Origin of the sequence: Streptomyces sp. NPDC048604, from assembly GCF_043199435.1 — a bacterium.
Lineage (GTDB): Bacteria > Actinomycetota > Actinomycetes > Streptomycetales > Streptomycetaceae > Streptomyces.
Genome location: NZ_JBICVX010000006.1, coordinates 232179 through 244297 on the forward strand (window position 1 = coordinate 232179; position 12119 = coordinate 244297).

Annotated in this window: 9 protein-coding genes; 4 read left to right on the plus strand and 5 right to left on the minus strand. The window is 73.0% G+C overall.

Annotation, left to right across the window (positions count from 1 at the left end; all coding sequences use genetic code 11):
• Positions 1–60: 60 nt before the first annotated feature.
• Genes ACGFMM_RS15015 through ACGFMM_RS15025 form a run of 3 tightly spaced genes read right to left on the minus strand, consistent with a single transcriptional unit; the run spans position 61 to position 2790 of the window.
• Positions 61–705: a response regulator gene (locus ACGFMM_RS15015; RefSeq protein WP_393646651.1), complete on the minus strand. Its 645-nt coding sequence runs from the start codon at positions 703–705 to the stop codon at positions 61–63.
• Positions 657–1925, minus strand: coding sequence for a sensor histidine kinase (locus tag ACGFMM_RS15020; protein WP_393646653.1), 1269 nt, complete (start codon positions 1923–1925; stop codon positions 657–659). The genes ACGFMM_RS15015 and ACGFMM_RS15020 overlap by 49 nt, the downstream gene beginning before the upstream one ends.
• 1 nt (position 1926) lies before the next feature.
• Positions 1927–2790, minus strand: coding sequence for a CPBP family intramembrane glutamic endopeptidase (locus ACGFMM_RS15025; protein ID WP_393646655.1), 864 nt, complete (start codon positions 2788–2790; stop codon positions 1927–1929).
• Between the two features lie 458 nt (positions 2791–3248).
• On the opposite strand from ACGFMM_RS15025, the gene ACGFMM_RS15030 reads away from it, so the two are divergent.
• Genes ACGFMM_RS15030 through xdhC form a run of 3 tightly spaced genes read left to right on the plus strand, consistent with a single transcriptional unit; the run spans position 3249 to position 7961 of the window.
• Positions 3249–4724: a xanthine dehydrogenase small subunit gene (locus ACGFMM_RS15030; protein ID WP_393646657.1), complete on the plus strand. Its 1476-nt coding sequence runs from the start codon at positions 3249–3251 to the stop codon at positions 4722–4724.
• Positions 4721–7111 carry a xanthine dehydrogenase molybdopterin binding subunit gene (xdhB, locus tag ACGFMM_RS15035; protein WP_393646659.1) on the plus strand — a complete coding sequence of 797 codons (2391 nt, stop codon included), beginning with the start codon at positions 4721–4723 and terminating at the stop codon, positions 7109–7111. Before ACGFMM_RS15030 ends, xdhB begins: the two co-directional genes overlap by 4 nt.
• 1 nt (position 7112) lies before the next feature.
• On the plus strand, positions 7113–7961 hold the full coding sequence (gene xdhC / locus ACGFMM_RS15040; protein ID WP_393646945.1) for a xanthine dehydrogenase accessory protein XdhC: 849 nt from the start codon (positions 7113–7115) through the stop codon (positions 7959–7961).
• Here xdhC and ACGFMM_RS15045 read toward each other — a convergent pair.
• Positions 7950–9332 carry a PHB depolymerase family esterase gene (locus tag ACGFMM_RS15045; protein WP_393646946.1) on the minus strand — a complete coding sequence of 461 codons (1383 nt, stop codon included), beginning with the start codon at positions 9330–9332 and terminating at the stop codon, positions 7950–7952. The two genes, xdhC and ACGFMM_RS15045, sit on opposite strands and share 12 nt — an antisense overlap.
• Before the next feature lie 289 nt (positions 9333–9621).
• On the minus strand, positions 9622–11421 hold the full coding sequence (locus ACGFMM_RS15050) for a SpoIIE family protein phosphatase (RefSeq protein WP_393646661.1): 1800 nt from the start codon (positions 11419–11421) through the stop codon (positions 9622–9624).
• Positions 11422–11607: 186 nt separating this feature from the next.
• On the opposite strand from ACGFMM_RS15050, the gene ACGFMM_RS15055 reads away from it, so the two are divergent.
• Positions 11608–12102, plus strand: a complete 495-nt coding sequence (locus tag ACGFMM_RS15055; RefSeq protein WP_393646663.1) for a GyrI-like domain-containing protein — start codon at positions 11608–11610, stop codon at positions 12100–12102.
• Positions 12103–12119: the final 17 nt, after the last annotated feature.

Sequence of the window (12119 nt, forward strand, 5' to 3'; positions counted from 1 at the left end):
GCCCCGCACGGGGACGGGCCCGCCGGGGCCCCGCGTCTCAGCCGCGGAGGGCTTCGCGCCTCAGCGGCGGAGATGGGCCAGGACCGCCAGGACCCGGCGGTTGTCGTCGGCGGACGGCTCGATCCCGAGCTTCCCGAAGATGCCCGCCGTGTGCTTGGCGACCGCGCTCTCGCTGATGTGCAGGGCGTGCGCGATCGCCGCGTTCGACCGGCCCTCGGCCATCAGCTTCAGGACCTCGTGCTCGCGCGGCGTCAGCGGCGCGGTGTTCCCGCGGGCGTCGCCGCGGGCCAGCAGCCGGGCCACGACCTGCGGGTCGAGGACCGTGCCCCCGGCGGCGACGGTGCGTACCGCGTCGACGAACTGGGCGGTGTGCGTCACCCGGTCCTTCAGGAGGTAGCCGACCGCCCCCTCGCCGCCGGCCAGCAGCTCCTGCGCGTACAGCTGGTCGACGTACTGGGACAGGATCAGCACCGGCAGGCCCGGCCGCTCGCGGCGGGCGTCGAGTGCGGCGCGCAGGCCCTCGTCGGTGAAGCCCGGCGGCAGCCGGACGTCGATCACGGCGACGTCCGGCCGTTCCTCGCGCAGCGCCCGCACCAGCGCCGGATGGTTGTCCACGGCGGCGACCACCTCGCAGCCGTGCTCCTGGAGGGTCCGGGTCAGCCCGTCCCGGAGCAGGAAGAGGTCTTCGGCGAGGACGACGCGCACGGTATCTCCAGGGTCGCGAGGGTGGGGCCGCCCGGCGGACTGTCCAGGGCGAGGGTTCCGTCGAAGGCGCGCAGCCGGCGTCGTACGCCCGCGAGCCCGCCGCCGCCCGGGGCGGCCTCCGCCCCGCCCCGGCCGTCGTCGGCGACGCCGATCCGGAGCACATCGGCGCGGTGGCCGAGTGCGACGTGGACCTCCCGGGCGCCGGAGTGCTTGGCCGCGTTGGCGAGCAGCTCGGCGACCGCGAAGTACGCGGCGGACTCCACGGCCGCCGGGAGCCGCCCGGCCGGCAGCGCGACCTCCACGTGGACGTCCAGGAAGCTGTCGAGCGCCAGCGAGCGCACGGCGTCGCCGAGCCCCCGGTCGGCGAGGACCGGCGGCAGGATGCCGTGCACCAGCTCCCGCAGGTCCTGAAGGGCCCGCTCCGAGGCCGCCCGCACCTCGACGAGCAGCGTGCGGGCGGCGTCCGGATCGCTGTCAAGCAGCCGGGTCGCCTCCTCCAGGGTCATTCCGAGGGCCACCAGCCGGGCCTGCGCCCCGTCGTGCAAGTCCCTTTCGATGCGCTGCAGTTCGGCCGCCTGCGCGTCGAGCGCGTCGGCCCGGGTGCCGGTGAGGTGGTCGATCCGGCGGACGAGTTCCGTCGTGTACGGGGCGGCGAGTGTCCACCGGCTCCAGCGGGCGTGCGCGGCCAGCGTCCGGGGCGCGAGGGCCGCCGCGCCGGCGACGAACCCGAGGCCGAGGAGTAGGGCGGCGAGCATCGTCGTGGGGGACCGGACGGGCACGAAGGCGTACCAGTTGCCGTCCCCGAGGAGCCGCCACACGAAGGGCTGCACCAGCGCGCCGAACACCCCGTACCAGAACAGCGCCAGGGGTACCGCGACGAGCAGCCCGCCCGTCAGCGGCTCGCACCACGCCCAGCGCAGGTCGCGCCAGAACCCCTCGTCGCCGAGGACCGCCCGGGCGGTGCGGGGGAGCGGCGCGGGCGGGCTGACGGCCACGCCCGACCAGCCGCCGGCCCGGGCGCGCTGCCGGTCGGAGCACCGGCGCAGGGCCGCCGCGGCGGGCGGCAGGAGCGGGAGGCCGAGGCCTACCGGCAGCAGGAGCAGCGCGCCCACCACGAGTCCGCCGTACAGGGGGAGAACGAGGGCGCTCAGCGAGTGCAGCTGGCACCGCCCGAGGGCCGTCCAGGCCTCCCGTGCTCTCCCCACCGGTCGTTCCCCCATGTCAGAACGTGCTCCGTCGCGCCACGGGGATCGTAACCTCCGGGCCGTGTACGCCTGTTCGCGCCTTCCGCGCCGCGAACACCCACGGCACGGCCACGATCAGGCACGCGCCCGCGAACAGGAGCATCGGCGCCACCGTGCCGGACTCCTCGTCCATGAAGAGCAGCATCCCCAGGTTGACCAGGGCGTGGAAGCCGCCCGCGAGCAGCAGCCGGCCGCTGCGGATCCGCTCCAGGGCGAGCCCGAGGACCACGGACATCGAGACGGTCGCCACCAGGAATCCCGCCGCGTACGCCGGGGCCTGCGCGAACACCCCCACGTGCCACACGCCCCACACCGCGCCCACCAGCACCGACGCGGTCAGCGGACCGAACCGGCCGCGCAGCAGCGGCTGCAGCAGACAGCGCCAGCCGATCTCCTCCCCGCAGGCGCCCACGAACTGCGCCACCACGACGAGGGCGAAGGGATGGGCGAGGGAGCGCGGGTCGGTGACGACGGCGCTGCCGTGCAGCCCGCCGTACGCGCCCGCCGACAGCGCGATGATCAGCGGCGCCGACAGCAGCAGCCGCCACGCGGCCCGCGCCGGGCGCTTCCCCGGCGCGTCGTCCGCAGCCCCCGGCCCGTCGGCCGGCGCCCCCGGCTGCTCGTCCGCCGCTCCCCGCAGCGCCCCGGCCAGGCGTCGCCGGATCCGCGACGGCCGGAGCAGCGCCACCGCGAGGACCCCCGCCGCGGGTCCGAACTGGGTCAGCTGGACCACCTCGGGCGGTATCCCCGTCGCCGGCTGCACGGCCCCCAGGAGCCCCGCCGCCACGAACGCGACAACGAGGAACACCGCCGCCTCCGCCTTCCAACCCCACACTCGCATGCCCCGGCCTCCCGGTCGCTCGGCTCCGTCTTCCGTCGTCGACGACTCTGCCGCCCGGCGCGGGCCCGCTCCCTGGAGCCGGCTGCCCGACCAGGGTGTATCCAGGTACACCCTCAGGGCTTGACCGATGAGCCGGGGCATCGTAGTTTCAACCAAACGACCAGTGAGTTATCGAAAGGAGGCGATTCGGATGTCGATGTTCTCCGACCTGAGTCGCCTCGCTCACCGGGCCGCCTGGGTCCCGGGTCGTGTAGCGCACGGCTGCTAGCAGCCCTCCCTCCGGCGTGCCCTCTTGCGGCCCCGGATTTTCTTGGTTTTCCTTCTCCGCCCGGCGCACGTCGTGGACGCCGACGTGCGCCCCGCCCCGGTTTCTCGCACCGCGCCCCCCTGAAACAGAAAGCTCCTGACATGGCAAGTGGGACAATGACATCGACAATGCACCGAAATGGGGAAATGTCATGGTAGGGGCGCGACTGACGGTCAACGGGCAGGACGCCCCGATCGCACCGTGCGCACCCCAGGCCACGGTGCTGGACTTCCTGCGCGAGCGCGGTCTCACCGGCACCAAGGAGGGCTGCGCCGAGGGTGAGTGCGGCGCCTGTTCGATCCTGGTGGCCCGTCCCGGGGTGGAGAAGCCCACCGACTGGGTGGCGGTCAACGCCTGCCTGGTCCCGGTCGCCTCGCTCGACGGCCAGGAGGTCATCACCGCCGAGGGTCTCGCCACCCCCGGCGCGGACGGCACGCCGCCCACGCTGCACCCGGTGCAGGAGGAGATGGCGGTCCGCGGCGGCTCCCAGTGCGGCTACTGCACGCCCGGATTCATCTGCAGCATGGCGGCCGAGTACTACCGTCCCGACCGCTGCGAGCACGCGGACCAGGACGTGGACGCGGGCGAGCACACCGACGCCGAGCACGGCCCGAACGGCTTCGACCTGCACTCGCTGAGCGGAAACCTGTGCCGCTGCACCGGCTACCGCCCGATCCGCGACGCCGCGTACGCCGTCGGCGAGCCGGCCGAGGACGACCCCCTGGCGCAGCGCCGCGAGGAGTCCGCGCCCGCGCCGGTCGCCACCGAGTACACCCAGGACGGCAGCACGTTCCTGCGGAGGAACACCCTCGCCGAAACGCTGGAGCTGCTGCGCGAGCGGCCCGACGCGGTCGTGGTCGCCGGTTCCACCGACTGGGGCGTGGAGGTGAACATCCGTTCCCGGCGCGCCGGTTGCGTGGTCGCCATCGACCGCCTGGCCGAACTGCGGGAGCTGCGCGTCGAGTCCGACCACATCGAGATCGGCGCGGCGCTGACGCTCACCGAGATCGAGCGCCGCCTCGACGGCGAAGTCCCGCTGCTGGCCGAGCTGTTCCCGCAGTTCGCGTCCCGGCTCATCCGCAACGGCGCCACCCTCGGCGGCAACCTGGGCACCGGCTCCCCGATCGGCGACAGCCCGCCGACGCTGCTCGCGCTTGAGGCGTCGCTGGTGCTCGCCGACGCCGACGGCGAGCGCGTCGTCCCGCTGGCGGAGTACTTCACCGGCTACCGGCAGACGGTCCGCCGTCCCGGCGAGCTGATCCGCGCGGTGCGCATCCCGCTGCCGCTGTCGCGCGTCACGGCCTTCCACAAGATCGCCAAGCGGCGTTTCGACGACATCTCCAGCGTGGCGATCGCGTTCGCGCTGGACATCGAGGACGGCATCGTCCGCAAGGCGCGCATCGGTCTCGGCGGCGTGGCCGCCACCCCGATCCGCGCCCTCGCCACCGAGGCCGCCCTGGAGGGCAGGGCCTGGGTCCCGGAGACCGTCGAGGCCGCGGCCCGGGTGCTGCGCGGTGAGGGCACGCCGATGGACGACCATCGCGCCAGCTCCCTCTACCGTTCCGCGATGCTCGGCCAGAGCCTGCTGAAGCTGCACGCACAGACCACCGAGGCGGTGTCGTCATGAGTCATCTGTCCGAGCGTCCCGAGAAGCCCGTCGTCGGTGTGTCGATGCCGCACGAGAGTGCCTTCCAACACGTCACCGGCACCGCGCTCTACACCGACGACCTGGTCCAGCGCACCAAGGACGTGCTGCACGCGTACCCGGTCCAGGTCATGAAGGCCCGGGGCCGGATCACCGCGCTGCGCACCGAGCCCGCGCTCGCCGTGCCCGGCGTGGTCCGCGTGCTGACCGGGGCCGACGTGCCCGGCGTCAACGACGCCGGCATGAAGCACGACGAGCCGCTCTTCCCCGACGAGGTCATGTTCCACGGCCACGCGGTGGCCTGGGTGCTCGGCGAGACCCTGGAGGCGGCCCGTCTCGGCGCCGCGGCCGTCGAGGTCGAACTCGACGAGCAGCCGTCCCTGATCGCGCTGCAGGACGCGATCGCGGCGGAGAGCTACCACGGCGCCCGGCCGCTGATGGAGCAGGGCGACATCGCCGCCGGCTTCGCCGAATCCGCGCACGTGTTCACCGGCGAGTTCCAGTTCTCCGGCCAGGAGCACTTCTACCTGGAGACGCACGCGGCGCTGGCCCTGGTCGACGAGAACGAGCAGATCTTCATCCAGAGCAGCACCCAGCACCCGTCGGAGACCCAGGAGATCGTCTCCCACGTGCTCGGCGTGCCGGCTCACGAAGTGACCGTGCAGTGCCTGCGGATGGGCGGCGGCTTCGGCGGCAAGGAGATGCAGCCGCACGGGTTCGCGGCCGTCGCCGCGCTCGGCGCTAAGCTCACCGGCCGGCCGGTCCGGTTCCGGCTCAACCGGACCCAGGACCTGACCATGTCCGGCAAGCGGCACGGGTTCCACGCCACGTGGAAGATCGGCTTCGACGCCGACGGCCGCATCCAGGCCCTCGACGCCACCCTGGTCGCCGACGGCGGCTGGAGCCTGGACCTGTCCGAGCCGGTCCTGGCCCGCGCGCTGTGCCACATCGACAACACGTACTGGATCCCCAACGCGCGCGTCGCCGGCCTCATCGCCAAGACCAACACGGTCTCCAACACCGCCTTCCGCGGCTTCGGCGGACCCCAGGGCATGCTGGTGATCGAGGACATCCTGGGCCGCTGCGCGCCGCAGCTGGGCCTGGACCCCATGGAGCTGCGCGAGCGCAACTTCTACCAGCCGGGCCAGGGCCAGACGACGCCGTACGGGCAGCCCGTGACGCAGCCCGAGCGGATCTCCACCGTCTGGCAGCAGGTGAAGGACGAGGCCGGCCTCGCCGACCGCAAGCGCGAGATCGCCGCCTTCAACGCCGCGCACCCGCACACCAAGCGGGCCCTCGCGGTCACCGGCATCAAGTTCGGCATCTCGTTCAACCTCACCGCCTTCAACCAGGGCGGCGCGCTGGTGCTGATCTACAAGGACGGCTCGGTCCTGATCAACCACGGCGGCACCGAGATGGGCCAGGGCCTGCACACCAAGATGATGCAGGTCGCCGCGACCACGCTGGGCATCCCGCTGCACAAGGTCCGCCTCGCCCCGACGCGTACCGACAAGGTGCCCAACACCTCCGCCACCGCCGCCAGTTCCGGCGCGGACCTGAACGGCGGGGCGATCAAGAACGCCTGTGAGCAGCTGCGCGACCGGCTGCTGCAGGTGGCCGCCTCCCAGCTGGGCGGGAACGCCTCGGACGTGCGCATCGTCGAGGGCGTCGCGCGCGTCCTGGGCAGCGACAAGGAGCTGGCCTGGGACGACCTGGTGCACACCGCGTACTTCCAGCGGGTCCAGCTGTCCGCGTCCGGCTTCTACCGGACCGAGGGCCTGCACTGGGACGCGAAGTCGTTCCGGGGCACGCCGTTCAAGTACTTCGCCTACGGCGCCGCGGCGACCGAGGTCGAGGTCGACGGCTTCACCGGCGCGTACCGCATCCGTCGGGTCGACATCGTGCACGACGTCGGCGAGAGCCTCTCCCCGATGATCGACATCGGTCAGGTCGAGGGCGGTTTCGTGCAGGGCGCGGGCTGGCTGACGCTCGAGGACCTGCGCTGGGACACCAGCGACGGCCCCAACCGCGGCCGGCTGCTGACCCAGGCGGCGAGCACGTACAAGCTGCCGAGCTTCTCGGAGATGCCCGAGGAGTTCAACGTCACGCTGCTGGAGAACGCCACCGAGGAGGGCGCGGTCTACGGTTCCAAGGCGGTCGGCGAGCCTCCGCTGATGCTGGCGTTCTCGGTGCGCGAGGCGCTGCGGCAGGCCGCCGCCGCGTTCGGGCCCAGCGGGGTCAGCGTCGATCTGGCGTCGCCCGCGACGCCGGAGGCCGTGTACTGGGCGATCCAGGCCGCGAGCAGCAGCGACGTGCAGGGTGAGGGTGGCGAGACCGCCGCCGAGGCAAGTGTTCTGAGCCATGCCTGACATGACGTGGGTCGCCGCGGTCGCGCGGTTGCGAGCTCGCCGGGAGACCGGCGTGCTCGTGACCGTCGCGACCGTGCGCGGCCACGCGCCCCGCAAGGCCGGTGCCAAGCTCGTCGTGGGACGCACCGAGACCTGGGGTTCCATCGGCGGCGGCAACATCGAGGCCGTCGCCGTCGACCGGGCCCGCGAACTGATCGGCTCGCCCGATCCCGAGCCGGAGCTGATGGACTTCGCCCTCAACGACAAGGTCACCGCTCGGCACGGCGTGCAATGCTGCGGCGGGGCCGTCAGCGTGCTGCTCGAACCGCTGCCGGTGGTCCCGGCGGTGGCGATCTTCGGCATCGGGCACGTCGGACTGGAGCTGGCCCGTATCCTGGCCCGCCTCGAACTCGATCTGCACCTGGTCGACAGCCGGCCCGACATGCTCACCGACGAACGGCTCGGCGTGCTCTCCGAGGACGCGGTGGCGCAGATCCACGTGCACCACACACCGCTGCTGCCGGAAGAGGTGCTCGAGGAGCTGGCGCCCGGCACCCACGTCCTGATCATGACCCACGACCACGCCGAGGACGCCGCCCTGTGCGACGCCGCTCTGCGCACCGACGGTCTGGGCTCGATCGGGCTGATCGGCTCGGCCGCCAAGTGGACGCGGTTCCGGCACCGCCTGTCCACCGAGGGCGGCCACGACACCGCCACCATCGACCGGATCAAGACCCCGATCGGTATCCCCGAGATCGCGGGCAAGGAACCCGCCGTGATCGCGGTGAGCGTCGCGGCCGACCTGCTGCGGACCTTCGAAGCCGACGCGGCCGAGCGGCGCGCCGGGGGCCGGCCGGGACTAGCAGCCTGAGTCGGCGATCACGTAGTAGCCGGGCGACGTCTCCTTCAGGGTGTGGGTCTCGTACACGTTGTACAGGCCCATGGACTGGCCGGAGCCCAGGGCGTACACCTGGCCCAGCGAGTGACGGGCCCGGCCGGCGGCGACGTGCTGGTAGTTGTTGTCGGTGTAGCACTGCGGGGTCGCACCGGTCGTGGTCGCCCGCACCGCGGCGGAGGGTGCGCCCACCGCGCCCGCGCCGTCGACGGCGGCGACGGTGTAGCCGTACTCCGTGCCGGGCGCGAGGCCGGTGTCCGTGAAGGACGCGGCGGACGGCGAACCGACCTGGGAGCCGTCGCGGTACACGCGGTACGAGACCGCCCCCTCGACGGCGTTCCAGGCCAGGGAGACCGAGGATCCGCCGGTCGCCGTGACGGCGAGCCCGGACGGCGCGGGCAGGCCCTCGCCGCCGTCCGGCGCCGACAGGCCCCAGAACTGCCCGATGGCGTACGAGGCGCAGATGTTCGTGTCCGGCAGGTACTGGCTCGCGGTGCCGCACTGCGCGGCGCCGGCGCCGGGGTCGACCGGCTGACCGTGCGCCATGCCGGTGATCGTGTACGACTCGACCACGTCCTTGCCCGAGCCGTCGCGGTAGACCTGGTGCGGGTAGCCCTGCACCGTGTCGCTGACGTCGGCGGTGGTGTCGGCGCCGTGCACGTTCGTCCACTGCTCGACGAGCTCGGTCTGGTTCATCGGCTTGACGGTGGTGTCACCGGTGCCGTGCCACACCGACACCGTGGGATACCGGCCGGTGTAGGAGGGGTACGCGGCGCGGACCTTGTCGCCCCACTGCTGCGGGGTGCGATCCGTGCCGGGGCTCATGCAGCTCAGTCCCGCGCTCACGTCCCGCGCACAGTCGAAGGGGATGCCGGCGACCACCGCGGCGCCCGCGAAGACGTCCGGGTACGAGGCCGCCATGACGGACGTCATGGCGCCGCCCGCGGACAGGCCGGTGACATAGACCTGCGAGGGATCCGTGCCGTGGTCGGCCGCCATCCGGTCGACCATCTGCCTGACGGACAGCGCCTCGCCCTGACCGCGCGAGAAGTCCGCGGCCTGGAACCAGTTGAAGCAGGAGTTGGCGTTGTTGGCCGACCGCTGCTGCGGCAGCAGCAGCGCGAACTTCCAGGTGTCGGCCCACTTCGTCCAGCCGGTCTCGGAGTCGAAGGCCGCCGCGTTCTGGGTGCAGCCGTGCAGCGCGACCACCAGCGGCCGGCCGGACGGCAGCCCGTCGGGCACATAGCGGAACATCTGCAGATTGCCGGGGTTGGAGCCGAAGCCGGTGACCTCGGTCAGGCTCGCGGCCCGGGCCGGCGCCCCGGCGAAGCCCGCGAGCACGGTCATCAGGGTCAGCGCGAACGCCGCCACGGACGCCCGCAGGGAACGCCGTACGCGCACGGCGGTTCGTCGGGACGGGGAAGTGCGAAAGTGCATGAAGTCGCCTCGTCACTAGCGCGGGTGGGGGACGGGGCCCCGGCGTCCGGTGGGGACGGACACCACATGCGCGGCCCCGAGTTGACCGGGAAGTTACGGCGACCCCGACCCCGGGGGACATGGCGACGCACACCACTGCGCTGACGCGCCCATGTCGTCCGCAGCCGTTGCCCGGCTGCGGGCGGTGTGACGAGACGCTTCAGGAGGGCATGTTCTGCTCGGCCCAGACCACCTTGCCGGTGACGGTGCGACAGGAACCCCATCTACGGCACATCATGTTGATGAGCTGAAGCCCCCGCCCGCCCTCGTCGCTGAGGTCCGCGTGCTGGATCTGGGGCAGATCGGGCCCCCGGTCCGAGACCTCCACGACGAGGCGTTCCCCGCGCAGCAGACGCAGCTCGCCGGGACCGTTCCCGTAGCGCAAGGCGTTGCCGACGAGCTCGGAGACGACCAGCTCGGAGACGTCGGCCAGCTCCGACAGTCCCCAGGCGCCGAGCTGTTCGGTGACCAGGCCCCGGGCTACGGAGGCGGCCCGTCCGTCCTTCGGAAGCTCCCACACCCGCAGATCTCCGGCCGGGAGCGAGGCGCTCGTGTTGACGAGGAGCACGGCCTCGTCGAAGCGGGCGGCGGCGGCCGGAGCGTGCTCCACGAGGCCGCCCTTCTCCAGCACGCCCGGGGGCAGGCTCAGCGCCGCCGAACGGAGCCGGTCCAGCTGCGTGTCGACGTCCTCCTCCCGGGACTTGACCAGGCCATCCGTGTACATGACCAGGTGGGCGCCGTCCGGGACGTGCAGCCGCAGCGGGTCGTACGGGATCACCCCCGCCCCCAGCGGCGCTCCGGTCGGCACGGGGACGAACTCGGCGCCGCCCCGCCCGTCGAGCAGCAGCGGCGGCAGGTGCCCGGCGCTCGCCAGCGTGTACGTGGAGTCGGCGGGGTCGTAGACCGCGCAGAGGCAGGTGGCGACCTGCTCGTCCTCGAGGTCGCGGGTGGCCAGGTCGAGCCGCGCCAGGATCCGCTCGGGGGACGTGTCCAGGGTCATCAGGGTGCGCGCGACGGTCCGCAGGCGTCCCATGGTGGCGGCGGCCGGCAGCCCGTGCCCCATCACGTCGCCCACCATGAGCGCCGTCCGCCCGCCGGGCAGGGCCATCACGTCGTACCAGTCCCCGCCCACGCCGTGACGGGCCGCCGAGGGCGCGTACTCGGAGTGCACCAGCAGGCCCGGCGTCGCCGGATTCACCCGCGGCAGCAGGGAGCGCTGCAACGAGACGACGTGCTCGCGCTCGCGCCCGTACAGACGGGCGTTGTCGATGAAGACGGCCGCCTTGGAGGCGAGCTGCTCCGCCAGGGCCAGGTCGGTGGAGGAGAACGGCGGCGTGCCGGGGCCGCGGACGAAGTCGGCGCTGCCGAGGAGCAGCCCACGGGCGATGAGGGGAACGGCCAGGTAGCTGTGCACGCCGGCGGCCCGCATCTTCGCGGCCGCGCTCGCGGTGGGGGCGACGCGGTCGAAGTCGTCGCTCCGCATTCTGCTCAGCAGCACCGGCTTGCCCTGCCGCAGGCAGTACCGGTGGAGCAGCGTCTCGTGCGCCAGCTCGGAGTGCAGAAAGGTCTCGCCCACCGGAGTCGGCTCCAGGGACGACATCTCGTCGATGGCGCACAGCGCCGCGGCCCGCATGGGCGGGATGCCGGGCTCCGTCCACCGGGAGCCCTCGTCGCCCCGCAGCACGCTCTCGAGGATGTCCACGGCCGCCCCGTCGGCGAAGCGGGGCACGGTGAACTCGGCGAGCTCCTGGGCGGTGCGCTCCAGGTCCAGGGTCGTGCCGATCCGGGAGGTCGCGGAATTCAGCCAGGCGAGCCTGCCGCGCGTGGTGAACCGGTCCGGCGGCAGGACGCCCCGGCTGCGGCGGAACCGTACGTTCGAAGCGGCCGAGCGGTGGGCCGCGCGGTCCCGTCCGGCCGAGCCCCGACTGGGCAGGCGCCGTCTGCCGCTGCCGCCGTTCACTCGTTCGGCTCCCCACAGGACTCGACGCCTCTTGGTGCCCAGTGTGCACCGGAAACCGCCGTCGTGCCTCCAGGTCTGTCCTCTTGATCCGCGACGGGACGACGCCGGCACGCCGTAGGTTTGCAGCCGGAGAAGGCGCAGAAGGCACTAAGAAGGCCAAAGAAGGCACGGAGAGGAGCCGCGGGCATGAGCAGTCGTGGACGGGACGACGAACCGAGCGTCCCTGAGCCGGCCGTGGTCCTGCTGGACCCGGAGACGACGGCGGTCGTGCGCGGCGTCGTCCCGATGGACGGGCTGCGGGACTTCTTCGACACGTCGTTCGGCGCGCTGGCCAGGACCGTCGCGGCCCAGGAGGTCGACGTGCTCGGCCCCGCCTTCGGGCTCTACCACGGTGCGTTCGGCGACCCGGTGGACCTGGAGGTCGGGTTCGTCACGGGCCGGGCGGTGCGGCCGGAGGCCGGGGTCGTGCCCGGCTCGCTGCCCGGCGGCCGGGCCGCCCGGCTGACGCACGTCGGGTCGTTCGACGGCCTCGGGGCCTCCTGGGAACGCCTGGGCTCCTGGATGCGGGCGCGCGGACTGACCGCCGGCGAGGACAGGTGGGAAACGTACGTCACCCAGCCCTCCCCGGACATGGACCCGGACGACCTGCGCACCGAGCTCACCTGGCCGTTGGTGGACTGACCGCGGCGGCCCGGGTG

What these genes read in the sequence shown, in the direction of transcription:
- ACGFMM_RS15020 (WP_393646653.1), bottom strand. Translation starts at nt 1,925, where the DNA reads ATGGGGGAACGACCGGTGGGGAGAGCACGGGAGGCCTGGACGGCCCTC.
- ACGFMM_RS15025 (WP_393646655.1), bottom strand. Translation starts at nt 2,790, where the DNA reads ATGCGAGTGTGGGGTTGGAAGGCGGAGGCGGCGGTGTTCCTCGTTGTC.
- ACGFMM_RS15030 (WP_393646657.1), top strand. Translation starts at nt 3,249, where the DNA reads ATGGTAGGGGCGCGACTGACGGTCAACGGGCAGGACGCCCCGATCGCA.
- xdhB (WP_393646659.1), top strand. Translation starts at nt 4,721, where the DNA reads ATGAGTCATCTGTCCGAGCGTCCCGAGAAGCCCGTCGTCGGTGTGTCG.
- xdhC (WP_393646945.1), top strand. Translation starts at nt 7,113, where the DNA reads ATGACGTGGGTCGCCGCGGTCGCGCGGTTGCGAGCTCGCCGGGAGACC.
- ACGFMM_RS15045 (WP_393646946.1), bottom strand. Translation starts at nt 9,332, where the DNA reads ATGACCGTGCTCGCGGGCTTCGCCGGGGCGCCGGCCCGGGCCGCGAGC.
- ACGFMM_RS15055 (WP_393646663.1), top strand. Translation starts at nt 11,608, where the DNA reads ATGAGCAGTCGTGGACGGGACGACGAACCGAGCGTCCCTGAGCCGGCC.